This is a genomic window from Marmoricola sp. RAF53 (assembly GCF_052114005.1).
In the GTDB taxonomy this organism is placed as follows: Bacteria; Actinomycetota; Actinomycetes; order Propionibacteriales; family Nocardioidaceae; genus Marmoricola.
Genome location: NZ_JBFRDX010000013.1, coordinates 57041 through 80384 on the forward strand (window position 1 = coordinate 57041; position 23344 = coordinate 80384).

At 73.7% G+C, this 23344-nt stretch carries 25 protein-coding genes; 13 read left to right on the top strand and 12 right to left on the bottom strand.

Annotated elements, in window-relative coordinates:
• The first annotated feature begins 16 nt into the window (after positions 1-16).
• Together cydB and cydD are read left to right on the top strand one after the other, a co-directional pair.
• Complete coding sequence (gene cydB / locus AB4Y76_RS13020) at positions 17-1057, top strand: cytochrome d ubiquinol oxidase subunit II (protein ID WP_441925888.1); 1041 nt, start codon at positions 17-19, stop codon at positions 1055-1057.
• Complete coding sequence (cydD, locus tag AB4Y76_RS13025; protein WP_441925890.1) at positions 1054-4296, top strand: thiol reductant ABC exporter subunit CydD; 3243 nt, start codon at positions 1054-1056, stop codon at positions 4294-4296. The genes cydB and cydD overlap by 4 nt, the downstream gene beginning before the upstream one ends.
• An 18-nt stretch (positions 4297-4314) precedes the next feature.
• Here cydD and AB4Y76_RS13030 read toward each other — a convergent pair whose 3' ends face one another.
• The 3 genes from AB4Y76_RS13030 to AB4Y76_RS13040 form a co-directional block, all read right to left on the bottom strand.
• On the bottom strand, positions 4315-4467 hold the full coding sequence (locus tag AB4Y76_RS13030) for a GPGG-motif small membrane protein (RefSeq protein ID WP_441925892.1): 153 nt from the start codon (positions 4465-4467) through the stop codon (positions 4315-4317).
• An 82-nt stretch (positions 4468-4549) separates the two neighbouring features.
• Positions 4550-5095, bottom strand: coding sequence for a hemerythrin domain-containing protein (locus AB4Y76_RS13035; protein ID WP_441925894.1), 546 nt, complete (start codon positions 5093-5095; stop codon positions 4550-4552).
• Between the two features lie 23 nt (positions 5096-5118).
• Positions 5119-5256, bottom strand: coding sequence for a hypothetical protein (locus AB4Y76_RS13040; RefSeq protein ID WP_441925896.1), 138 nt, complete (start codon positions 5254-5256; stop codon positions 5119-5121).
• Between the two features lie 72 nt (positions 5257-5328).
• Between AB4Y76_RS13040 and AB4Y76_RS13045 the strand changes: the two genes are divergently transcribed.
• Complete coding sequence (locus tag AB4Y76_RS13045) at positions 5329-5814, top strand: DUF6328 family protein (protein ID WP_441925898.1); 486 nt, start codon at positions 5329-5331, stop codon at positions 5812-5814.
• On the opposite strand, the gene AB4Y76_RS13050 is transcribed toward AB4Y76_RS13045, so the two are convergent.
• A complete protein-coding gene (locus tag AB4Y76_RS13050) occupies positions 5811-6476 on the bottom strand; it encodes an HAD family hydrolase (RefSeq protein ID WP_441925900.1) in 666 nt (221 codons plus the stop codon). The two genes, AB4Y76_RS13045 and AB4Y76_RS13050, sit on opposite strands and share 4 nt — an antisense overlap.
• Positions 6477-6611: 135 nt before the next feature.
• On the opposite strand from AB4Y76_RS13050, the gene AB4Y76_RS13055 reads away from it, so the two are divergent.
• Both AB4Y76_RS13055 and AB4Y76_RS13060 read left to right on the top strand, forming a co-directional pair.
• On the top strand, positions 6612-7250 hold the full coding sequence (locus AB4Y76_RS13055) for a methyltransferase (RefSeq protein WP_441925902.1): 639 nt from the start codon (positions 6612-6614) through the stop codon (positions 7248-7250).
• Between the two features lie 131 nt (positions 7251-7381).
• Complete coding sequence (locus AB4Y76_RS13060; RefSeq protein WP_441925903.1) at positions 7382-8080, top strand: GAF and ANTAR domain-containing protein; 699 nt, start codon at positions 7382-7384, stop codon at positions 8078-8080.
• A gap of 23 nt (positions 8081-8103) precedes the next feature.
• Here AB4Y76_RS13060 and AB4Y76_RS13065 read toward each other — a convergent pair whose 3' ends face one another.
• The 4 genes from AB4Y76_RS13065 to AB4Y76_RS13080 form a co-directional block, all read right to left on the bottom strand.
• Positions 8104-8319, bottom strand: a complete 216-nt coding sequence (locus AB4Y76_RS13065; protein ID WP_441925905.1) for a hypothetical protein — start codon at positions 8317-8319, stop codon at positions 8104-8106.
• Positions 8319-8840, bottom strand: a complete 522-nt coding sequence (locus tag AB4Y76_RS13070; RefSeq protein WP_441925907.1) for a hypothetical protein — start codon at positions 8838-8840, stop codon at positions 8319-8321. The genes AB4Y76_RS13065 and AB4Y76_RS13070 overlap by 1 nt, the downstream gene beginning before the upstream one ends.
• Before the next feature lie 10 nt (positions 8841-8850).
• On the bottom strand, positions 8851-9228 hold the full coding sequence (locus tag AB4Y76_RS13075; protein ID WP_441925909.1) for a hypothetical protein: 378 nt from the start codon (positions 9226-9228) through the stop codon (positions 8851-8853).
• 176 nt (positions 9229-9404) lie between these two features.
• Positions 9405-10229, bottom strand: a complete 825-nt coding sequence (locus tag AB4Y76_RS13080; RefSeq protein WP_441926010.1) for a pseudouridine synthase — start codon at positions 10227-10229, stop codon at positions 9405-9407.
• A 167-nt stretch (positions 10230-10396) separates the two neighbouring features.
• On the opposite strand from AB4Y76_RS13080, the gene AB4Y76_RS13085 reads away from it, so the two are divergent.
• The 8 genes from AB4Y76_RS13085 to AB4Y76_RS13120 all read left to right on the top strand — a co-directional run bounded on the left by AB4Y76_RS13085 (position 10397) and on the right by AB4Y76_RS13120 (position 18369).
• Entirely contained in the window at positions 10397-11737 is a 1341-nt protein-coding gene (locus AB4Y76_RS13085; protein WP_441925910.1) for a serine hydrolase domain-containing protein, read from the top strand.
• Between the two features lie 238 nt (positions 11738-11975).
• Positions 11976-12506: a CAP domain-containing protein gene (locus AB4Y76_RS13090; RefSeq protein ID WP_441925912.1), complete on the top strand. Its 531-nt coding sequence runs from the start codon at positions 11976-11978 to the stop codon at positions 12504-12506.
• Positions 12507-12510: 4 nt separating this feature from the next.
• Positions 12511-13518 (top strand): alpha/beta hydrolase, encoded by a 1008-nt coding sequence (locus AB4Y76_RS13095; protein WP_441925914.1) that lies wholly within the window; start codon positions 12511-12513, stop codon positions 13516-13518.
• Between the two features lie 63 nt (positions 13519-13581).
• Positions 13582-14430, top strand: coding sequence for an LLM class F420-dependent oxidoreductase (locus tag AB4Y76_RS13100; RefSeq protein ID WP_441925916.1), 849 nt, complete (start codon positions 13582-13584; stop codon positions 14428-14430).
• 2 nt (positions 14431-14432) lie between these two features.
• On the top strand, positions 14433-15092 hold the full coding sequence (locus AB4Y76_RS13105) for a TetR/AcrR family transcriptional regulator (protein ID WP_441925918.1): 660 nt from the start codon (positions 14433-14435) through the stop codon (positions 15090-15092).
• Positions 15092-16633, top strand: a complete 1542-nt coding sequence (locus AB4Y76_RS13110; RefSeq protein ID WP_441925920.1) for an FAD-dependent oxidoreductase — start codon at positions 15092-15094, stop codon at positions 16631-16633. The genes AB4Y76_RS13105 and AB4Y76_RS13110 overlap by 1 nt, the downstream gene beginning before the upstream one ends.
• 179 nt (positions 16634-16812) lie before the next feature.
• Positions 16813-17478, top strand: coding sequence for a hypothetical protein (locus tag AB4Y76_RS13115; RefSeq protein WP_441925922.1), 666 nt, complete (start codon positions 16813-16815; stop codon positions 17476-17478).
• A gap of 6 nt (positions 17479-17484) precedes the next feature.
• The gene (locus AB4Y76_RS13120) at positions 17485-18369 is read left to right on the top strand and encodes an SMP-30/gluconolactonase/LRE family protein (protein WP_441925923.1); all 885 of its coding nucleotides are present in this window, start codon (positions 17485-17487) and stop codon (positions 18367-18369) included.
• A gap of 40 nt (positions 18370-18409) precedes the next feature.
• Here AB4Y76_RS13120 and AB4Y76_RS13125 read toward each other — a convergent pair whose 3' ends face one another.
• From AB4Y76_RS13125 to AB4Y76_RS13140, 4 genes are read right to left on the bottom strand one after another with little or no spacing between them, the layout of a single operon-like run.
• Positions 18410-19147 carry a hypothetical protein gene (locus AB4Y76_RS13125; RefSeq protein ID WP_441925925.1) on the bottom strand — a complete coding sequence of 246 codons (738 nt, stop codon included), beginning with the start codon at positions 19145-19147 and terminating at the stop codon, positions 18410-18412.
• Entirely contained in the window at positions 19144-19809 is a 666-nt protein-coding gene (locus AB4Y76_RS13130; RefSeq protein WP_441925927.1) for a SatD family protein, read from the bottom strand. Before AB4Y76_RS13130 ends, AB4Y76_RS13125 begins: the two co-directional genes overlap by 4 nt.
• A gap of 45 nt (positions 19810-19854) precedes the next feature.
• Positions 19855-20319, bottom strand: coding sequence for an alternative ribosome rescue aminoacyl-tRNA hydrolase ArfB (gene arfB, locus AB4Y76_RS13135; RefSeq protein WP_441925929.1), 465 nt, complete (start codon positions 20317-20319; stop codon positions 19855-19857).
• Between the two features lies 1 nt (position 20320).
• Positions 20321-23326, bottom strand: a complete 3006-nt coding sequence (locus AB4Y76_RS13140; protein WP_441925931.1) for a bifunctional [glutamine synthetase] adenylyltransferase/[glutamine synthetase]-adenylyl-L-tyrosine phosphorylase — start codon at positions 23324-23326, stop codon at positions 20321-20323.
• Positions 23327-23344 lie beyond the last annotated feature (18 nt).

Consider the following 23344-nt stretch of genomic DNA (forward strand, 5'->3'; position numbering starts at 1 on the left):
GGGAGGAGGAGACGACATGGAGCTCACGACCGTCTGGTTCATCCTGATCGCGGTGCTGTGGATCGGCTACTTCGTCCTGGAGGGGTTCGACTTCGGGGTCGGCATCCTGCTGCCCGTGCTCGGCCGCACCGAGCGGCAGCGGCGGGTCATGATCAACACCGTCGGTCCGGTCTGGGACGGCAACGAGGTGTGGGTGCTGGTCGCCGGCGGCGCCACCTTCGCCGCCTTCCCGGAGTGGTACGCGACCCTGTTCAGCGGGTTCTACCTGGCGCTGCTGCTGATCCTGCTCGCGCTGATCGTCCGCGGTCTCGCGTTCGAGTACCGCGCCAAGCGGGACGACGACCGCTGGCGGAAGTGGTGGGACGCCGCGATCTTCGTCGGCTCGCTGGTGCCCGCGATCCTCTGGGGCGTCGCGTTCGGGAACATCGTCCGCGGGGTGCCGCTGGACGCCCAGCACGAGTACGTCGGGAACTTCTTCGACCTGCTCAACCCCTACGCGCTGCTCGGCGGCGTGACCACGCTGCTGCTCTTCGTCACCCACGGCGCGATGTTCCTCGGGCTCAAGACCGACGGTGAGATCCGGGTCCGGGCACGCAGGATCGCCGTCGGCACCGGCCTGGGCGCAGCGGTCGCGGCCGTGCTCTTCCTGGGCTGGACCCAGGCCGACACCGGCACCGGCTCGTCCGCCGTGCTCTTCGTCGGCGCGGCGGTGGCCCTGCTCGGCGGGGTGTTCGCCGTCTCCCGGGGCAGCGAGGGCTGGGCGTTCGTCGGCACCTTCGCCACGATCGCGCTCGCGGTGGCCGGCCTGTTCGTCGCGCTCTTCCCGGACGTGCTCCCGACGACCCTCGACAACGGCGCCAGCCTGACCACGACCAACGCCGCGGCGACCGCGTACACCCTCCGGATCATGACCTGGGTCGCGGTGATCTTCACGCCGATCGTGCTCGGCTACCAGGCCTGGACCTACTGGGTCTTCCGCCGCCGCATCGCCGAGCACCACATCCCCGAGACGGTCCCCGAGAAGATCGCGGCGCCCGTCCCGGAGGCTGCTTCGTGAGACCCACCGACCCGCGGCTCCGGTCCCGGCTGCAGGTGGCCCGCGGACCGCTCACCGTGGTCGTCGCGGCCAACCTGGTGGCCGGGATCGCGGTGATCGTGCAGGCGTTCGCGGTGGCCGCGCTCGTGGTCGCGGTCGTCGGCGGCCACGACCTGCTCGGGCCTGCCGTCGCGGTCGCGGTCGCGTTCGCGGTCCGGGTCGCGGCGCAGTCGACCGGCGACGTCGCGGCCGGCCGGGCCGCGACCCGGGTCTCGGCCGACCTGCGCCGCCGGATCCTCGACGCGATCGTCGCCGGCGGGACCGGCGACCGGACCGAGGGCGAGCTCGCCACCCTGGCGACCCGCGGCGTCACCGCCGCCGAACCGTTCGTGACCCGCTACCTGCCCGCGGTCGCGCTCGCCGCGGTGCTCCCGGCGCTCACCGTCGTCACGATCGCCACCCAGGACCTGCTGGCGGCGCTCATCGTGGTGCTGACGCTCCCGCTGCTCCCGGTCTTCGGCGCCCTGGTCGGGCACGCGACCCGCGACCGTGCCGAGGCGCAGTGGCGGTCGCTGGCCTCGCTCTCGGGGCACTTCGTGGACGTCGTCCGCGGACTGCCGACCCTCGTCGCCTACCGCCGCGCCCGGGCCCAGTCCGGCACAATCCGGGCGATCACCCACCGCTACCGGCGGGCCACCGTACGGACGCTGCGGATCGCGTTCGCGTCCTCCGCGGTGCTCGACCTGGTCGCCACGCTCTCGGTGGCCCTGGTCGCGGTGGTCGTCGGCGTCCGCCTCGCCGCCGGCGGGCTCGGCCTGGAGACCGGCCTGGTCGTGCTGCTGCTCGCTCCGGAGGCCTACTGGCCGCTGCGCCGGATGGGCGCGGAGTTCCACGCGGCCGCCGAGGGCGTCGCCACCTTCGAGGCCGTCGACGCGCTGGGGACCGGACCGGCTGCCCCGCACCACGCGGCGGCGGTCCCCCGGCTCTGCGCCCGGAACGCCTCCTACACCTATCCGGGCAGGCGGGTACCGGCAGTGGCCGGGCTCGACCTCGCCGTCCCCGACCGCGGCCTCACCGTGCTGGTCGGGCCGTCCGGCTGCGGCAAGTCCACCGCGCTCCGGCTGCTCGCCGGCCTGCTCGTCCCGGACAGCGGCCCGGTTTGCGGGACCGTCACCACCGACAGCACCCGGGTCGGGTGGCTGCCGCAGCGGCCGTCGTTCCGGGCCGGCACGGTCGCGGAGAACCTGCGCCTCGGCGCGCCCGACGCGACCGACGAGCAGCTGCTCGCGGCGCTGGACCGGGTCGCGCTCGGTGAGCGGATCGCCCTGCTCGGCGGCCTGGGCGCCGACGTCGGCGAGGACGCCCGGCTGCTGTCGGCCGGCGAACGGGTCCGGCTCGCGCTGGCCAGGACCGTCCTCGCCGACCGGCCCTGGATCATGCTCGACGAGCCCACCGCGCACCTGGACCCGGTGACCCGGAAGGTGATCCTCGACGTGCTCGTCGAGGAGTCCCGGCAGCGGGCCGTCGTCGCGGTGACCCACGAGCCGGAGACGATCGCCGTCGCCGACCAGGTGGTCCGGCTGCCGGCCCGTCCGGTCCCGGCCGCCGTCGCGACCCCGGTCCCGCCGCCCCCCGTCCGCGCGGCGCCGGCCCCGGTGGCCACCGACCCGGACGACCGGAAGCCCGCGCGGTTCTGGCTCAGCACCCTGCTCGGCACGCTGTCCTCGTTGGCGGGGATCGCGCTGACCGCGACCGCGGGCTGGCTGATCGTGAAAGCCTCCGAGCAGCCGCCGATGCTCACCATGCTGGTCGCCATCGTCGCGGTCCGCACGTTCGGCCTGGCCCGGCCGGTGCTGCGCTACGTCGAGCGGATCCGGTCCCACGACGCCGCGCTCCGGCTCCTCGCCCGTCGCCGCGTCGAGGTGTACGACGCGGTCGTGCCGCTCACCCCGGGACGGCTCGGCAAGCGCCGGGGGGACGTGCTCGCCTCGGTCGTCGACGACGTGGACGCGACCCTGGACCGCGAGCTGCGGATCCGGCTTCCCCTGCGCACCTACCTCGCGACCACCGTGGTCGCGGTCGTGCTCACCGCCCTGCTGCTGCCGGCCGCCGGCCTCGTGCTCGCCGCGAGCTCGGCCGTCGGCACGGCGCTCGGCTACCTGGTCGCCCGGGTCCGCTGCGCCGGCGCCGAGCGCGCCGCCGTGAGCACTCGCGCCGAGCTCTCAGCGTCCGTGCTGGAGACGGCCCAGCTCGCCGAGGAGCTGCGGATCTGGCAGGCGGGCGACGGGGGCGCCGTCGACCGGCTCGGGTCCCGGCTGTCGGCTGCTACCCGCCGCGTGGCCGGCGCGACCACGGCCGGTCGTGCCCTGGTGAACGCCTCGGTCGGCGCCGGCGTCCTCGGCGCCGCCGCCGTCGCAGCGAGCGCGGTCGGGGACGGCCGACTGTCCGGGCCGCTCGCTGCCCTCGTCGTCCTGGTCCCGCTCGCGCTCGGCGAGGTCGCCACCGGGGTGGTCGAGGCCGGTGCGCTCGAGGGTCGGGTGCGTAGCGCCGAGCAACGGCTGGCGGCGTACGCCGCGACGGCACCGGCCGTCACCGACCCGGCGGCCCCCGAGCCGCAGCCGGTCGGCAGCGCCGTGGACGGGCGCGACCTGTCCCTCGGCTGGGAGCGGCCGGTCAGCACCGACGTCTCCCTGCGGATCGGTCCGGGTGAGCGGGTCGCGGTCGTCGGACCGAGCGGGTCAGGCAAGAGCACGCTGGCAGCCACGCTGGTGCGCTTCATCGATCCCGTCGGCGGGACCGTGACGCTCGGCGGCACCGGCCTGGACGCGCTCGCGCTCGACGACGTCCGCTCCCGGGTCGGTCTCGTCGACGACGACCCGCACGTCTTCGCCACCACCTTGGTGGAGAACGTGCGGCTGGCCCGTCACGGCGCGAGCGACGACGACGTGCTCCGCGCCCTCCGGGCCGCCCACCTCGGGCCGTGGGTGGCCCAGCTCCCCGAGGGCCTCGACACCTGGCTCGGCGACGGCCACGCGCAGGTCTCCGGCGGCGAGAGAGCACGGCTCGGGCTGGCCCGGTCGCTGCTCGCGGACCAGCCGGTGCTCGTCCTGGACGAGCCGCTGGCCCACTTGGACCGAGGCACCGCCGAGGAGGTCGCTCACGACCTCCTCGACGGTGCCGGCGCTCGCAGCGTCGTGTGGATCACCCACTCCGACATCGGCCTGGACCAGATGGACCGGACCGTCGACCTCGGACGCTGACCCGTTGCCCCTGGGGGTTCAGGCCCGGTTGGCGAACAGCGAGACACCTCCAGGGCCGACGAGCAGCCCGAGCACGATCAGCACGATGCCGAAGATGATGCTGCCCTGGAGCAAGGTCACGACTCCCGCGACGACCAGGACGACGGCGATCAGCCAGAGAAGCAAATTCATGATGAGTCCCTCCTTCGGCCACCGGCGGTGGCGCTCGTCCTGGTATTACCCCGAACCTCGCGAAACACTCACCTGCACGCACTCACCGGCGCAGCACCGCGCCGGCCACGTCCCGCACCATGTCGGCCAGGGTCGAGGCCGAGGACGCGGCGAGATTGCCGACCGCGGACTCCCCGGCCGCGGGGTGCGGGTGCGTGGGTGCGACGTCCTCGATCGCGCGCAGGGCCTCGGCGGCACGGACCTGCTCCTCGACGGTGAGGCCCTGCACCAGCAGGGGGAACTCGAACTCCTCCTCGGCCTCGATGTGGTCCAGGACGCGAGCGCGAAAAGCCGCGAAGCGGTGGTCGAACCCGGCGTGGTCCGTGCCGAGCTCCTCGAGGTCGGCGAGCGCTTCCTTCAGCTCGTGCTCCTCCTCCAGGCGACCGCCCACCAGGTCCCGGTTGACGTCCCGGGCCACCGGGTGGGTGACCACCTCCTCGGCCGTCTCGTGGGCGACCAGGAAGCGGCCGAGCTCGTCGAAGGCACGCCGGCGCCGCGCGCCCGCGGTGTCGGCCACCTCCTCCAGGAGCTTGCGGAGGTGGGTGTGCTGGTCGGCCAGCATCTGCACGACGGTCTTGCGAACATCCATGGTGTCCTCCACGGGTCCTCCGGTCAGCCGACCGGGCCCGAAGGCTCCGTCTGCGGCTCGGGCTGGTCCGGATCGCCGGGGAACGGACCCGGGTCGACCGGGATCGGCCGCGAGGTGCCGGGGACGATCTCCGGGTCGGGCAACGGCGGTGTGCTGGTCATGACGTCCTCCCTCCGAGGGATTTCCGGACCCGGTACCCGAGAAGGTGGCACGCATTCGGGTACCCACCGGTCATGGGCGAGGAGAAGATCGGGCCGGACCGGCTGACCCGTAACTGGAACGAGCTGCTCCAGGAGATCCGGGTGATCGAGACCGGGGTGCAGATCCTGACCGGCTTCCTGCTGACGGTGCCGTTCAGCCAGCGGTTCGGCGACCTCACCGGGTTCCAGCGCAACCTCTACCTGGTCGTGCTCTCCGGCTCGGTCGCGACCACGGCGCTCGTGGTGGCGCCGGTCGCGTTCCACCGGGCGCTCTTCCGGCACCGCAAGCGGTACTGGCTCGTCGAAGCCGCGAACCGGTGCGCGCGCGTCGGCCTGGTGATGACGGCGATGACCAGCAGCGGCGTGCTCTTCCTGGTGTTCGACGTCGTGGCGGGGACGGCCGTCGGCGTGGCCGCCTTCGGGCTGTCGCTCGGCCTGTTCGCACTGCTCTGGGGCGGCTCGCCCCTGCTGTCCGGGCGCCGCCGTCAGGTGCCGGACGGATCCGGGCCAGAGGACTAGCGGCGATCGCCACCGAGGGCGAGCACGTCGTCCACCGACTCCCGCAGCGCGTCGACGTCGGGGTAGACGCGGACGGCCCCGGCCTCCTCGAGGCGTTCGCACGCGATCCCGCCGGTCAGCACCCCGACCACCGGGACACCGGCACGGCGGCCGGCCTCGACGTCCCAGACCGTGTCGCCGACGAGCACGCCGTCGGGACTGCCCCCGGCGTCGAGCGCGAGCGTGATCAGGTCGGCGGCCGGCTTCGTCCGCTCGACGTCGGCACTGCTCACCAGCGGGAACTCGTCACGGCCGATCTCGAGGATCTGCAGCGTCCGCTCGATGTGCTCGTCGTGGCCGGAGGTCGCGAGCACGACCGCCTTGCCGGCGTGCCGGAACTCCTGCAGCAGGTCCGCCGCACCGGCGAACGGCCGGACCTCGCCCAGCAGCTCGTCGTACGCCTTGCGCCACAGCGCGCGCACGTCGTCCCCGACGCTGTGCTCCACCACCGCGCCGGCCGCGGCCTCGACCAGGTGGTCGCCGCCCATGCCCATGCAGGCGTGCAGCCGCCACGCGGGGACCCGGACCCCGACATCGTCGAAGGCCCGCGACCAGGCGAGCAGGTGGTGGTACGACGAGTCGACCAGCGTCCCGTCGACGTCGAAGACAACGGTGTCGACCATGCGCGCCCAGTTCCCCGTTCCGGCCCTGAACATGCGCCGGACATGCGCCGGACATGCGCCGGCGGGCATGCGCGTGAACAGACCCACATCGGGGTACGGCATCAGTGGCAAGGCATCTCGGGGGAAGGAAATCGCATGCCCAGACTGGTCTCCGCACGTGAGAACGGGACCCACACGATCCGCTACGGCCCGCTGACCATCGGGTACGACGCGAGCGTGCTCAGTCCGCGGAAGTGGACCCAGCTGCAGGCTCACTGGGGGTCGCAGCTCCTCGGCGACCTGCCGGCCGGCCCGGTCCTGGAGCTCTGCGCCGGAGCGGGCCAGATCGGCCTGCTCACCGTGCACGGCCACGACCGGAGCCTGGTCGCGGTCGACTCCAGCGCAGCGGCCTGCAACTGGGCCCGCCGCAACGCGCACCGGCACGGGATCGACGCCGACGTCCGGCACGGCAACATGGCGCACGCCCTCGACCCGGAGGAACGCTTCCCGCTGATCACCGCGGACCCGCCGACCGTCCGGCACGCCGACGTCGACAGCTTCCCCGAGCAGCCCGGCCCGGCGATCGACGGCGGCCCGGACGGCCTGACCGAGGCCCGGCGCTGCGTGCGGGTGATCGGCCACCACCTGAGCACCACCGGCGATGCGCTGATCCAGCTCGGCTCCGTCGACCAGGTCCACCAGCTCGGCCCGTCGCTGCGGCTCGCGGGCCTGGCCCCGACCGAGCTCCGGGTCATCCCGGACCGGGCCGTCGTCGTGCGGCTGCGGCACCGGTGAGGTGCCGGACGATGACCCGCCCCGGCGACGGTCTTGCGCCGCCGCACGCTCACCGCTTCCGGAGGACCCGGGAGCGACGTAACCTGGAACGGCGACGTGCCGGACGCCGCTGCTGACGCAGGGAACGACCGATGACGGAGCCGCACAACGACCCCAGCCGGTTCGCCGAGCTGGCCCTGGACCTCCACGAGGACGAGTCCGTCCCGGCCGCTCTGGAGACGCTCCTCGGCTTCGTCCGGACCGCGCTCGACGTGGACTACGCGGGCGTGATCCTGATCCGGACCGAGGGCAAGATCGAGACGGCGGCGGCGACCGACCCGCTGATCGCGAAGCTCGACGCCGTCCAGGGCGAGCTCGGCGAAGGCCCGGACGTGACCATCGTGTCCGACGTGCTCAGCGTGATGGTGCCGGACACCCGGGCGGAGACCAGGTGGCCGCGGTGGTGCCGGATCGTGGCGGACTCGGGGATCCGCAGCATGCTCGGCGTCCGCATCCACACCCACCAGGCGGTCGTCGGGTCGCTCAACTTCTACTCGACGCGTCCGGACGCCTTCGAGGTCGAGGACCAGGAGGTCGCGCACGTGCTGGCGCGGCACGCCGCCGTCGCGCTGCGGTCGCGGTTGAAGATCGAGAACCTCGGCAAGGCACTCGACTCCCGCAAGCTGATCGGGATCGCCCAGGGCATCCTGATGGAGCGCTACGACCTCGACATCGACCAGGCCTTCGGCGTGCTGCTGCGCTACTCCCAGCAGCAGAACGTCAAGTTGCGGCTGATCGCGCAGACGATCGTGGACACCCGCGAGCTGCCGGACTCAGTGTTCGACCGTTAGGCATTCGACCGTTCGCTGTTCGATCACTGGTGCGGACCGGTACGTCGCGCCCGTGCCCGCTCGAGCAGCCGCAGCCGGAGCGCGATGATCCCCTCGACCGGGACCTCCGCCTCTCGGGCGAGCCGCTCCGACGTCTCCTCCGGGAGCTCCGCGCACGCGTCGGCCAGCTCGTCCAGCGCGGCGTGGCGCTCGTCCTCCGCGGACCGCAGTCGCCTGCCCGCGCGCTCGACCCGCTCCATCAGCCGTTCCCTGATCGGACTCGGGGGACATGCCATCGCCGGCCGTCCTTCCACCTCTGGGCCGCCGTGGGAGACGCCCTCATCAGCCCCGTACCCCACGGCATAGGAGTCACACGTGTCACTCGGGCGACAGCCGGTCGCCCACGACTACCCGGATGGCGGCCGAAGGGGTCGCGGGGGTCGAGGTGGAGGTAGAGCGTGATCGGCCGGCGGGCCACCGGCGGTTGAGGAAGGCGCTCCGCGCCCACCGGTGGTCGAGGAAGGCGCTCTGCGCCCACCGGTGGTTGAGGAAGGCGCGCAGCGCCTGTCTCGAAACCCCCGGACGACACCATCTCGCCGCGAGCCAGGTTCCCCAGCGCCTCGGCCCGGCGTGCATCCAGCGATGCCTCCGAACCCCATTCCTTGAGCTGGGCCGCATCGGCCGACAGCCGGGCGTCGAGGTCGAGGGCCTCGACGAGGTCGAGCTCGCCGTGGATCAGGCTGGCGCCGTCGAAGGAGACCTGGTGGTGGTCCACGGTCACGTGGCGCTGATCAGCGCGACGTTCGGCGCGATCCCGATCCGGCCCGCCACACCTGCAAGGTCCCGGAGGTGACGCGGTGCCAGACCCGCGGCAGGCGGTGGGCGATCTCCAAGGCCTCGGCGATCAACGCCCGCCCGGAGTGGTCGGACATGCCCAGGGCGGCGGAGAACTCGGTGACACAGAAGTTCGACACCAACGGCGCATCCTCGCCCGCCAGCGGGACCGGAGAGTCACCCCAGGTCGCGGCGAAGTCCGGGTCGGTGACCGTGTGCTGGTTGGCCCAGGCGACAGCTTGCACCAGGACCTCGACCTCGGCGGCGTCCGCCTCCGAGCGGGCACGACGCGCAGCAGTCAGTGCCGTTGCTGCGTCGAGGGTGCCGGTCGCCATGGGATGAATCTACGGACCTGGATCGACAGTCTTGGTCTCGGATTCGCCTTGTCCGCAGGGGTTTCGAGACGGTCGCTGCGCGACCTCCTCAACCAGCGGGGATCGCGACCTCCTCAACCAGCGGGGATCACGCCTGCGCAACCAGCGGGGATCGCGCCCGCTCAACCAGCGAGGCGTCAGTCCTCGGCCACCAGCGGCAGCCGTCGCCGGCTCACGAACCGGCGCTCGGTCCCGTCGACGGGGTCGGTGAACGCGACCTCGCTGGCGAGCAGCTGCAGCGGCCGGGAGAAGTCGTCCACGTCGACGTCGAGCACGTCGGGGTAGAGCGGGTCGCCGACGATCGGGATCCCGAGGCCGTGGAGGTGGACGCGGAGCTGGTGGGTCCGGCCGGTGCGCGGGCTGAGCCGGTAGATCGCGGTCTCCCCCAGCCGGGTCTCGACCTCGACCAGGGTCTCGGCGTTGACCGGCGCCCCCGGCACCACCTCCGCCTGCCAGTTCCCGCGCACCTTCCGGAGGTGGTCGCGCACCGTGACCGGCAGCTCCAGGTCCGCGCGCCAGGGCGCGACCGCGCGGTAGGTCTTGGTGACCGCGCGCCGCTCGAAGAGCGACTGGTACGGGCCCCGCCAGCGGCGCTCGGTGGCCAGCATGAGGAGACCGGAGGTGACCCGGTCGAGCCGGTGCAGCGGGGACAGCTCGGGCAGGTCGAGCTCGGTGCGCATCCGCACCACGACGCTCTCCTGCACGTGCCGTCCCCGCGGGATGGTCGACAGGAACGGCGGCTTGTCCACCACCACGATCCGGTCGTCGCGGTGCACGACGTGCAGGCCGCCGGGGACCGGGACCTCGTCGCGGAGGTCGCGGTGGAACCAGACGAAGGTGTGCGGACGGTACGGGTCGTCGGCCCGCACCGGGCGGAGGTCGTCGTACACGAAGCGCTCGTCGGTGAGCATCCCGGCGACATCGACCACCGCGGGCAGCCGGTGCCGCAGCCAGACACCCATCGTCGGCCAGCCGCCCGGGACCTCGCGTCCGCGGTCGGGGGTGCGCAGCCACGCGGCGTCGAGGCCGTGGCGCCGCGGCAGCGGTGATCTCGGGGGCACCCGCCGATGCTAGAGGGCCAGCTCGACCCGCACTCCGGGCAAACCGGACAGTGGCTTAGCCTGCGGGCATGTCCCGCGCGCGCAAGATCCTGCTGGTCGTCCTGGCCCTGGTGCTGGTCGTCCTGGTCGGCGGCTACTGGTACGAGCGCCCGCTGCTGCTCACCGGCACCGGGTACGCCGCCCACAACGCGTGCGCGCTGCACACGATCGCCGACCGGGGCTCCCCCGAGGACGACCTGCCGCCGAACCCGCTGGTGCCGCTGCTGCGGACGAGGCTCGTCGACAAGGACACCGCCGCGCAGTCCACGATCCTGGGCGTGCTGGCCAAGCAGAAGGCGTGGGCGACCCCCGGCTTCGGCTGCACCCTCGCCGGCTCGCGCCCGGACGGCTTCCCGGCCGCGACCCCGGTGACCGCGGCCGGCAACCCGTACTCCACCGCGCCCGCACCCGACGCCGTGGCGCCCGCGGTGAGCGCGGCGCTCGACAAGGCGTTCGGCCAGGACCTCCCCGCTGCCGACCGGAAGGACCTCGGCACCCGCGGCGTGGTCGTCCTCCAGGACGGCAAGCTCGTCGCGGAGCGGTACGCCGACGGCTTCTCGGCGACCACGCCGCAGCTCGGCTGGTCGATGACCAAGAGCGTCACCAACCTCCTGGTCGGCCGGCTGGTGCAGCAGGGCGAGGTGCACCTGGACGACGACCACCTGCGCCCGGAGTGGACCGACCAGCGCTCGCTGATCACGATCCGCCAGCTGATGCAGATGACCAGCGGGCTCTCCTGGGACGAGACCTACGCCCTGGGCACGCCGATCACGCGGATGCTCTACCTGGAGCACGACATGGGGTCCTACGTGGCCTCGCAGAAGCTGTCGCACGCCCCGGGCACGTACCTGCAGTACTCCAGCGGCAGCACCACGCTGCTCTGCGCGATCGTCACCAAGGGCCGTGGCGAGGCGGACCTGCCCCGCCGCGAGGTGTTCGCGCCGCTCGGCCTGGCCAGCGCGGTCCTGGAACCGGACGCCACCGGGACGCCAGTCTGCTCGTCGTACCTGTGGGCGACCCCGCGGGACTGGGCGGCGGTGGGCCAGTTCGCCCTCCAGGACGGCGTCTGGAACGGCACCCGGCTGCTCCCGGCGAACTGGATGGCCGAGTCGACCAAAGCCGTCGACGTGAGGATCGAGAAGGACGCCGACGGCTACGCCTCGGGCTGGTGGTCCAACCAGCGACCGGACGGCACCGTCGTCGAGAAGGGTCTCCCGGGCGACGCCTACTTCGCCGAGGGCCACGACGGCCAGTGGCTGATCGTGGTGCCGTCGGCGAAGCTCGTGGTGGCGCGCCTCGGCTTCACGCCCGAGCGCGAGGACGACCGGGCCGTCGCGCTGGCCGCGGACCTCATCGCCGCCCTGCACTGATCCGGGCCGAATCCGGAGAATTTCCGGTTCGGGCCGTCCGCGGGCCCCGGAAACCGAAATTTCTTCAGCAGCACTTCCGGGGCGTGTCACTCCAGCCCGACACGCCACTTCACGCTCAGAAGTGAGCAGAAGCACACCTCGGATTTGGCCGTCAATGGCCCGGCAGGGTAGAACGCCCGAGATGCGAAATTTCGTCGAACCGCTTGCGGGCGGTTGTCTGGACCGCCACAGTGTCGCCATGCTGCGACGCATGGTGCTGCCGGTGCTCCCGGTGCTGGTGCTGGTTCTCCTCGGACCGGTCGGCACCCCGGCGGAGGCGATCAGCGGCCGGACCGAGCCTCCGGCCGCCACCCGGTCGTCCGCGACCTCGCAGTACACGACCGCCCAGTTCGAGAACCGGCTGCTCTCCCGGGTCAACGCCCGGCGCGCCCGGATCGGCTGCGCCAAGCTCCGGCTGGTCCCGACGCTGACCTCGGCCGCGCGCGGGCACAGCGCCCGGATGGCGAACTCGCGCAGCCTCTCGCACCAGCTCTCCGGCGAGGCCTCGTTCTCGACCCGGATCACCCGTGCCGGGTACCGCAACTGGCGGATCCTGGCCGAGAACATCGTGTACGGCGACCCGCAGCCGCCCCTGCTCTACAACGCCTGGCTGCACAGCCCCAAGCACCGCGCCAACATGGACAACTGCCGCCTGCGCGACGTCGGCGTCGGCGTCTCGTACGCCGGCGGCCTGGCCTGGGCGACGATGGACTTCGGCCGCCGCAGCTGAACCGGTGACCGCCGTCCGCCGTCGCGTCGGCACCCTGGTGATGGCGCTGTTCGTCCGCATCCGCCCCGAGCGCTGGCTCCCGCCGGCGATCTCGGCCCGGCTGGTGCGGCGGCTCTCCGACCCGGGCAACGCCGCCGTGTCGGAACGGATGCGCGCCGCGCTGCCGGCCGGAGGCCGCCGCGTCCGCCACGACCTCGTCTACGACCCGGCGACCGGGCGCGACGGCCTCTTCGACCTGGTCCTCCCCGACGGCACCGGCCCGTTCCCGCTGCTGGTCTGGCTCCACGGCGGCGGCTGGATCTCCGGGAGCAAGGTGGACCCGCTCCCGTACACCGAGCTGCTCGCCACCCGCGGGTTCGCTGGCGCCGTGCTCAACTACCCGCTGGCGCCGGGGTCGCGACACCCCGCCGCCCCGCTCGCCGTGCTGCGAGCGCTCGACCACCTCGTCGAGCACGCCGCCGGGCACGGGATCGACCCGAGCCGGATCGTGCTCGCCGGCGACTCGGCCGGGGCGCAGGTGGCCGCGTCCGCGGCGCTGGCCTGCGTCGACCCCGGCTACGCCGCCGCGCTCGGCCGCGCCACGCCCACCGCCCGGGTCCGGGCCACCGTGGGCTTCGGCGGCACCTTCGACCCAGCGGCGCTGCTGCACGCCGACCGGACGTTCAGGGCGGTGCTCGCCTCGGCGATGTGGGCGGTGGCGGGACGCCGGCGCTGGGTCGGGTCGGCGACGGCGCGGCAGATGACGATCCGGGAGCACGCGACGGCGTCGTACCCGCCCACGTTCCTGCGCGCCGGCAACGCCGACCCGCTCACGGCCGGCGGCACGGTGCCGCTCGCGGCGCGGCTCGCCGAGGTCGGCACGGACCTGGACCAGCGGATCGTCGGCGACGCCGCGGAGCCGCTGCACCACCAGTACCAGTTCGTCCTCACCAGCCCGGCGGCGCAGCGCTCGTTCGAGGAGCTGGTCGCCTTCCTGGAACGCGTCACCGCAGGGACTTCCAATTCTCATTGAGTCCTCTATGATTCCGTCCTGACCGCCGCGGACGACCCGGGGCGCCGACGAGGAGAGACCTGCATGCGCAACGGCATCGTGCTGTTCACCAGTGACCGCGGCATCACCCCCGCCCGCGCCGCCAAGGCCGCCGAGGACGCCGGCTTCGACACGATCTACGTGCCCGAGCACACCCACATCCCGGTCAAGCGCGACGCCGCGCACCCCGGCACCGGTGACGAGACCCTCCCCGACGACCGCTACATGCGGACCCTCGACCCGTGGGTCTCGCTGGCCACCGCCGCCGCCGTCACCTCCAAGATCCGGCTCTCCACCGCGGTCGCGCTGCCGGTCGAGTCCGACCCGATCACCCTCGCCAAGACGATCGCCACCCTCGACCACCTCTCCGGCGGCCGGGTCACCATCGGCGCCGGCTTCGGCTGGAACACCGACGAGCTCACCGACCACCACGTCCCGGCGAACAAGCGCCGTACCGTGCTCCGCGAGTACCTGGAGGCGATGCGCGCGCTCTGGACCCAGGACGAGGCGGCGTACGCCGGCGAGTTCGTGAGCTTCGGCGCCTCGTGGGCCTGGCCGAAGCCGGTCCAGGCGCACGTCCCGGTGATCGTCGGCGCCGGCGGCGGTCCGAAGACCTTCGAGTGGATCGCCCAGAACGCCGACGGCTGGATGACCACGCCCATCGAGGCCGAGATCCCGGGCAAGGTCGCCGCCCTCCAGGAAGCCTGGGCCGCGGCCGGCCGCGACGGCTCCCCCGACGTCCGCGTCCTGATCGCGATGAAGCCGTCCCCCGAGGACCTCGCGACCTGGGCCGAGTGCGGCGTCACCGAGCTGATCTGGGGCGTGCCGGACAAGTCCGCCGAGGAGGTCGAGGCCTTCATCGCGCGCCACGGCCAGCGGCTGGGGCTCTCCTGACGGTGAGCGAGCAGCCGCTCAGCGCCAAGGGCACCCGCCTGAACAAGCGGGGTCTGGAGACGCGCCAGGCACTGCTGCGCACCGCGCTGGAGTGCCTGGCCGCGGGCGGCCCCGAGGCGGTCAGCGCCAGCCTGATCGCCCGCGAGGCCGGGGTCACCTGGGGCACCGTCCAGCACCAGTTCGGTGACGTCGACGGGCTCTGGGCGGCCCTGCTCGAGGACGTCCTCGGCGGCGGCCCGGGCAAGAGCACCGCGACCGCGCTGCCGGTCCCGGAGACCTCCGACGTCGGCGAGCGCGTCGACGCCGTCGTCGGGATGCTCTGGAGCGCGATGGACCTGCCGGCGTTCCGGGCGATCCGCACGCTGCGCGAGGCACTCCCCCGGCACCGCGACGAGCTCGAGGCGGCGTACCCGGCGACCGCGGCGGCGATCGCGCGCTGGGACGCCTCCTGGACGGCGACCATGGAGCAGGCCTTCGCGGGCCTGGACCTCGACCCGGTACGGCTCGCCCGGGTCCGCAGCCTGCTGCCGGGCGCGATGCGCGGCCTGCACGACGAGCAGTACCTCAGCAGCTACACCGACTCGGCCGAGGCCCGCCGCGGCCTCGCCGAGGCTCTGACCAGCTACCTCTCGGACCAGCACACCCCGCGGAAGGGCTCCTGATGACCCAGCAGATCTTCGACGTCGTCGTCGTCGGCTCCGGCGGCGGCGCGATGACCGCCGCCCTCCTGGCCCAGAAGCGCGGTCTGGCGACCGTCGTGGTCGAGAAGACCGACAAGCTCGGCGGCACCTCGGCCTACTCCGGCGGCGCCTGCTGGCTGCCCGGTTCGGCCGTCCAGCAGCGCGCCGGCATCGCCGACTCCACCGAGTCCGCCCGCGACTACCTCGGTGCACTCCTCACCGATCCCGACGTCGCCAAGGTCGAGGCATTCCTCGCCGAGTCCCCGCGGCTGGTCGCCGAGCTCGAGGAGGACGAGGCGCTCGACTTCGAGTGGCTGCCGTTCCCCGAGTACTACGACGCCCCCGGTCGGGTCGGCTGGGGCCGCTCGATCCAGCCGGTCAACATCAAGCGCGGCGACCTGCCGGCCGACGTGGCCGCGCTGGTCCGCCCCCCGGTCGAGCTCGACCGCGCCGGCCAGCCGGGGCGCAACACCCTGTCCGGCGGCCAGTCGCTGATCGCCCGGCTCACCTGGGCGTTCACCCGCGAGGGCGGCACCGTGCTGACCGGGCACTGCGTCGACACGCTCATCACCGAGGGTGTCACCGAGGGTGTCACCGACGGCGACCGGGTCACCGGCGTCGAGGCCCTGACCGCCTCGGGCCGGGTCCGGGTCGGGGCCCGGCGCGGCGTCGTCGTCGCCGCCGGCGGGTTCGAGCACAACCAGGAGTGGCGGGACCGGTTCCACGTCCCGGGCGACGCGGCCTGGTCGATGGCCCCGGACGGCACCAACACCGGTGAGCCGATCGCGGCCGCGATGGCGATCGGCGCCGCCACCGACCTGCTCGACCAGGGCTGGTTCTGCCCGGGCCTGGAGCACCCCGACGGCCACGGCTCCTTCACCCTCGGCTTCCGCAGCGGCGTCATCGTCGACGCGGACGGCCGGCGCTACGCCAACGAGTCGCTGCCCTACGACCGGTTCGGCCGGGAGATGGCGAAGGCGGACAACAGGATCCCGTCCTGGTTCGTCTTCGACTCCCGCGAGGGCGGCCGGCTGCCGGCCATCGCCATGCCGGAGGGCGACCCGGCCGACCACCTGGCCGCCGGGACCTGGGTGCAGGCCGACAGCGTCGCCGGGCTCGCCGAGAAGCTCGGCCTGACCGACCTGGTCGCGACCGTGGACCGCTTCAACGGCTACTGCGAGACCGGGGTCGACGAGGAGTTCGGCCGCGGGAACGACGAGTACGACACCTTCTTCACCGGCGGCGACGGGCCCAACAAGGCGCTCGTCGGGGTCACCCAGGCGCCGTTCTTCGCGGCCCGCTTCGTGCTCTCCGACCTCGGCACCAAGGGCGGCATCGTCACCGACCCGCACGGCCGCGCACTGCGCGAGGACGGCTCGGTGATCGCCGGTCTCTACGCCACCAGCAACGCCGCCGCCAACGCGTTCGGCGCCTTCTACCCCGGCCCCGGCGCCCCGCTCGGCACCGCGATGGTCTTCGGCTCGCTGGCGGTCCAGGACATCACCGGCCCCACCGCCGGCTGAGGAAGGCACGCTGCTCCCCACGCGCTGGTTGAGGAAGGCGCTCTGGCGCCTGTCTCGAAACCCGTCGAGCGCGCGGCTTCGAGACGGGCCGTGCGGCCCTCCTCAACCACCGGGGCGGCGACGGTTGAGTCCGGCCTCCGTGCGAGAAACCATGGAGAGGACCTAAGGAGGCGGTCACCGTGATCGCTGAGCAGACCCTCTTCCGGCACACCACGCAGACGCACCGCGAGCTCGACCATCTCCTCGGGGCCGCCTCGGCGATGCGGAAGGTCCCCGGCCAGCCCCGCAAGGGGTACGAGGCCGCCGACCGTTTCCTGGACGCGACCAGCCGGCACCTCAGCACGGTCGAGAGCGTGCTGCTGCCGGCCGCCGCGAAGCACGCCGACGACCACGGCGTGCTGGTGCACGAGTACGTGCACGCGACCAAGGCCCTGGAGGCGGCGCTGGTCGTCGTGAAGGGCCGGGAGTACGGCTCCGCGTACGCGGCCAAGCTGCGCTGGGACGACGTCTGGGGCTCGGTGCGCACCGCTCTGCACCGGCAGGAGGACCTCGAGACCCAGCTGGTGAACCGGCTGACCGAGGCGATCGGCGAGGACAAGGCGGCCGCACTGGTACCGCGGCTCGACGGCGCATCCGCCAGCGCGATGAGTCGGCCGCACCCGCACGCCCCGCACCTCGGGATGCCGTCGATCGTGGCCCGTCGGTTCCTGCACTTGGTCGATTCCTTCTGGGACACCACCGAGGGCAGGATGGTTCCCGAGCCGGAGCACGCCCCGCACAAGAAGCCGGGCCCGATGGGTCAGTACCTGCTCGGCGACCCGCGCTTCGACGACGAGGAGGACTGAGGCCACGTGGACGCAGCCGTGCTGGCGACCGGGTTCGGTCTCGTGGAGTCACCCCGCTGGCACGACGGCAGGCTCTGGTTCGCGGACTGGTCGGCCGGCGAGGTCCGCGTGCTCAGCGACGACGGCCCGGAGGCGACGTCGGAGGTGGTCGTCCGGCACGCGTCGCTGCCGCTCTGCTTCGACTTCCTGCCCGACGGCACCCTGCTGGTCGTCTCCGCGGCCGAGCGCGCCCTGCTGCGGGCCGGACCCGACGGCACGCTGACCCGGTACGCCGACCTGGCCGCGCTGGCGCCGTACGGGTGCAACGACATCGTCGTCGACGGCCGCGGCCATGCCTACGTGAACAGTCCCGGGTTCGACTTCGCCACCGGACCACCACCTGGGCCGACCGCCCCCGGGACCGTCCTGCTCGTCACCCCGGACGGAACGGCCCGCCAGGTCGCCGACGACCTGTCCTTCCCCAACGGCATGGCCGTCACAGCCGACGGCCGCACCCTGGTGGTCGCCGAGTCGTACGGCTGCCGCCTGACCGCGTTCGACGTCGCCGACGACGGGACGCTGGGCGACCGGCGCACCTTCGCCGACCTCGGCGAGGACCCGCCGGACGGGATCTGCCTCGACGCCGACGGGGCGGCCTGGTACGCCGACGTCCCGCACCAGCACTGCGTCCGGGTGGCCGAGGGAGGCGAGATCCTCGACGTCGTCCCGCTGGACCGCGGCGCGTTCGCCTGCATGCTCGGCGGCGCCGGCGGCCGGACCCTGTTCGCGGTCGGCGCCCGCTGGCCCGGCGCCGAACGGCTYGGCGACCCGGCCTGGGAGTGGGACGGCTTCGTGGTCGCAGCCCCGGCGCCCGCGCGCCGCGCGGGCTGGCCGGGCGGCTCCGCTCCGTAGCGGCCTACCGGGCCAGCTACCGGGCCAGCTACTGGACCAGTTACTGGGCCAGCAGCACCAGGCTCAGCAGCGCCACCGTCCAGCTCACGAAGGAGCCGACCAGGAAGTACTCGGTGACCTCGTCGATGTTCGGGCCGCCGCCCTCGCGGCTGGCCTGCAGCTCGGGGAACCGCAGCAGCCCCTTGGCGGCGATCACGATGCTCGCCGCGGTCACGTGACCGGCCAGCGCCAGCCCGACGATGAACAGGCGTTCCATCGGGCCGAGCAGCCGGCCCCCCTTCAGGGTCCGGGTGGCGTCGTGGGCGGCGCCACGGGCCGGGTCGACGGTGCCGGTGGCACGCAGGACCAGACGCACGACGACGTTGCCGGTCGACATCTGCACCAGCAGCACGCCGGCCACCAGCAGAGCCCGGTCGGCGGTGAGCCCGGAGAGCACCGGGATCGGGGTCTCGTCGAGCCAGCGCTGCACCGCGCCGCCGGCCTCGCCGGCGTACACGGAGAGCACCAGGGCCGCGCCGACGGCGACCCCGAGGACGGTGAGCGGGAGCCAGGCCCGGTCGCGGCCGAAGCCGTCGCGGACCGTCCAGCCCCACGCGAGCACGGCCACCACCACCCCGACCAGGGCGGCCAGGTCGGCCGGGGAGGTCAGGTCGGCGAGCACCCAGAGGACGACGACGAGAGCGCCGGCGATCGACTCCGGCCAGCGACGGACGTCGCGGACCGAGTGCAGCAGGTCGGCCAGACCGAGGCCGATCAGCAGCAGCGCGAGCCAGCTCACCGCACTCCCGCCAGCAGCCGGTCGGCGGCGACCAGGGCAGCGAGTCCGTCGTTGCGGACGCGCTGGCTGACCGCGGACGCGGAGATCTCCTCCGCCCGGGCGATCTCGCTCTGGGTCATGCCGCCGAGCAAACCACGCAGCACCCCCCAGGATCGTGACGACGCCCCGGCGAGCAGCGCGTCGCGGCAGAGCAGCGCCGCGTTCACCGCGTCGGGCTCCGGGCCGCCGCCCGCCTCCGCCCTCCGGTACGCCGTCCGCAGCGTCCGCTCGACCCCGCCGGCGGCGTCCTCGACCGCGACGATGGCGGCGCGGGCCGCCCACCAGCCGGGGCCGTCCTCGACCCGCGGCTCGGCGTCGAGCACGGTGATCTGGCCCCAGCCGACGCCGTGCCGGACGTCCACGTCGGGGTGCAGGGCCAGCCGGAGCCGGAAGGCGGCGGCGATCGCCGTGCCGACGTCGTCGAAGACGCCCTGGTACTCGTCGCCGACGGTGATCCGGAGCGGCACCGCAGGGGCGAGCCCGTCGTTGAACCCTGCGTTGAACCCTGCGTTGATCCCGGCGAGCGCCACCGTCAGCCGCCGGTGCAGCACGGCACGGTCGGTCACCGCGCGGGAGCCGACGACGTCGCCGATGAGGGTGGCGACCGGACCCGATCCGTCCATGGATGAAGCATATCTCTTCATTTTCTGCAAATGAAGACTATTGCTTCAATCGTCGTGGACGCGTCCGCGCAACGACTTCGTCTGCCCGCGCGCCTTCTTCGCCTCGACCCGGCGGCGCTGCGAGGACCTGCTCGGCTTCGTCGGCCGCCGCGCCGGGGGCGGCGGCGCCACCGCCGTCCGCAGCAGCGCCACCAGCCGGGCCCGCGCGGCGGCCCGGTTCCGGAGCTGGGACCGGTGCTCGGAGGCCACCACCACGACCCGGCCGTCGACCAGGTCGTCGGCCAGGTTCCGCAGGATCCGCCGCCGCTGGGCGTCGGTGAACGCCCCCGACGCACCCGGGTCGAAGAGCAGCTCCACCCGGCTGTCGGTGGTGTTCACCGACTGCCCGCCCGGACCGGAGGAGCGGGAGAAGCGCTCGGTCAGCTCACCGGCCGGGATGGTCGTGCCCGACGGCAGCCCGGCCCCCGGCGGGACCCGGAGGTCACCGCTCGGTCCCGGGTCCGGCGCCACCTCAGGAACCCCAGAACACCCGGTCGACCACGGCGTGCGCCAGCCGGGTGCTGCGCTGGTAGTCGTTGACCATCGTGGTCGTCTCCCCCGGCCCGTAGCCGAGCACCTTCGCCACCGCGGCCCGCTCGCGCGGATCCGGCGGCAGCTGGTCCGAGGGCCGGCCGCGGACCAGCACGGTCGCGTTGCGGGACCGGCTCGCCAGCAGCCAGGCCGCCCGCAGCACCTCCGCGTCGGCGGCGTCGAGCAGCTCCGCGGCGACCGCCGCGTCGAGCGCCTCCAGCGTCTTGCTGGTGCGCAGGCCCTCGACCCGGTGGGCGTGCTGGAGCTGCAGCACCTGGATCGTCCACTCGACGTCGGCGAGCCCGCCGCGGCCGAGCTTGAAGTGCGTCGCCGGGTCGGCTCCGCGCGGCATCCGCTCCTCGTCGACCCGGGCCTTGATCCGGCGGATCTCGACCAGGTCGTCCGCGCTCAGCCCCGAGGCCGGGAAGCGCAGCGGGTCGATCATCGCCCGGAACTGCTCCTTGAGCCCGGGGTCGCCGGCGACCGGCTCGGCGCGCAGCAGCGCCTGGGCCTCCCAGACCTCCGACCACTTGCCGTAGTAGGAGGCGTAGGCCTCCAGGGTGCGCACCATCGGACCGTTCTTGCCCTCCGGCCGCAGGTCGGCGTCGACCTCCAGGGGCGGGTCCGTCGCGGGCAGCGCCAGCAGCCGGCGCAGCTCGGAGACGACGTCCTTGGCCATGCTCGCGGCCAGCTCCGGGTCGGCGTCCGGAAGCGGGTCGTGCACGAACATCACGTCCGCGTCGCTGCCGTAGCCCATCTCGTAGCCGCCGTACCGGCCCATCGCGATGATCGCCATCCGCGAGGCGAACGGCACCCCGCGCTGACGCTCCACCGACGCGGTCGCGACCACCAGCGCGGCCTCCAGGGTCGCGTCGGTGAGGTCGGTCAGCGCGTAGCCGACCTCGGCGACGCCGAACGGGACGCACAGGTCCGCGGCGCTGATCCGGAGCAGCTCGCGGCGCCGGATCGCCCGCACGCTGCGGACCGCCGCCTCGGCGTCGTCGCGGCGCGCCGCGTTCGCGAGCATCTCGGTCTGGATCGCGTCGCGGCCGAGCGGGCGCAGCGCGCCGTCGGCGCCCTCGCCGGCCAGGATCTTCACGCCCTCGGGCTCGCGCTCGAGGAGGTCGGTCGCGTACCTGCTGGTGGCGAGCACCTGGGCCAACCGGCGCGCGGTCTCGCCCTCGTCGCGCAGCATCGTCAGGTACCAGGGCGTGCTGCCGAGCGTGTCCGAGATCCGCCGGAAGCCGAACAGGCCCGCATCCGGGTCGGGCGCGTCCGCGAACCAGCCGAGCAGCGCCGGCAGCAGCGTGCGCTGGATGGCCGCGGTCCGGGTGACGCCGCTGGTCAGCGCCTCCAGGTGCCGCAGCGCCGCGTCCGGGTCGAGGTAGCCGAGCGCGGCCAGCCGCTCCTTCGCGGCGTCCGTCGTCAGCCGGGCCTCGTCGCCCGGGATCCGCGCCACCGCGGCCAGCAGCGGCCGGTAGAAGAGCTTCTCGTGCAGCCGGCGGGCCTCGCGGCGGTGGTGCCGCCACTCCTTCTCCAGCTCCTCGATCGGGTTGCGCAGGTAGCCGAGCGAACGCCCGAGCCGGCGCAGCGCCGCCGGGTCCTCGGGGACCACGTGGGTGCGGCGCAGCTGGTAGAGCTGGATCCGGTGCTCGAAGGTGCGCAGGAACGCGTACGCCTCGTGCATCGAGCGGCCGTCCTCGCGCCCGATGTAGCCGCCCTCGGTCAGCTTCGACAGCGCGCTCAGCGTCGCGGGCGCACGCACCGACGGGTCGGTGCGGCCGTGCACCAGCTGGAGCAGCTGGACCGCGAACTCGACGTCGCGCAGGCCACCCGAGCCGAGCTTGAGCTGTCGCTTCGCCTCGGCCGCCGGGATGTGGTCGAGGACCCGGCGGCGCATCGCCTGGACGTCCTCGACGAACCCGTCGCGCTCCGCGGCGTGCCAGACCATCGGCGTGATCGCCTCGGTGTACGCCCGGCCCAGCGCGAGGTCGCCGGCGACCGCCCGGGCCTTCAGCAGCGCCTGGAACTCCCAGGTCTTCGCCCAGCGCTCGTAGTAGCCGCGGTGGCTGGCCAGGGTCCGGACCAGCGGACCATTCTTGCCCTCCGGGCGCAGGTTCGCGTCCACCGGCCAGATGGTGCCCTCGGCGGTGTCGGCCGAGCAGACCTGCATCAGCGTCGAGGCGAGCTGCGTGGCCGCCCGCAGCGCGGCCTGCTCGTCCTCGCACTCCTCCGCCGGCGCGGCGACGAAGATGACGTCGACGTCGCTGACGTAGTTGAGCTCGTGGCCACCGCACTTGCCCATCGCGACGACCGCCAGCCGGCAGAGCCCGGCAGCGTCGCCGACCTTCGCGCGCGCCACCGCGAGCGCCGCGTCCAGGGTGCCGCCGGCGAGCTCGGCCAGCTCGGCCGCGACGTCGTCCACCCCGACGTGGTGGGCCAGGTCCCGGCTGGCCAGCCGGAGCAGGACCCGGCGGTACTCGACCCGGAGCGCGTCCACCGCGGCGTCGTAGCCGAGCGCGGACACCGGCTGCCCGGCCTGCGGGTCGCCGCCGACCGCCGCGACCAGACCCGCGCGGACCGCGTACGCCGCCGGCCGGGTCGACCCCAGCGTCGGGTCGCGCAGCTCGTGCCAGTGCTCGGGGTGCCGGACCAGGTGGTCGCCGAGCGCCGCGCTCATGCCGAGCACGCTGAGCACCCGCATCGCGGTGCCCTCGTCCTCACCGAGCACACGCAGCAGGTCGTCGCCGTCCGGCGCCGCCTCGTGCAGCCGGCGCAGCGTCTCCAGCGCGAGGTCCGGGTCCGCGGTGCGCCCGAGGATGGCGAGCACCGCCGCGGCAGGCGGCCCGAGGGCCGTCAGCGAGGCGGCGGCACGGCCGGTGTCCTGGAACCCCAGCCGGGCCAGGTTGCCGGCGGACAGCGCGTCCCCACCGGGTCGAGGAGTCATCGGGCCCAGATCACCGGA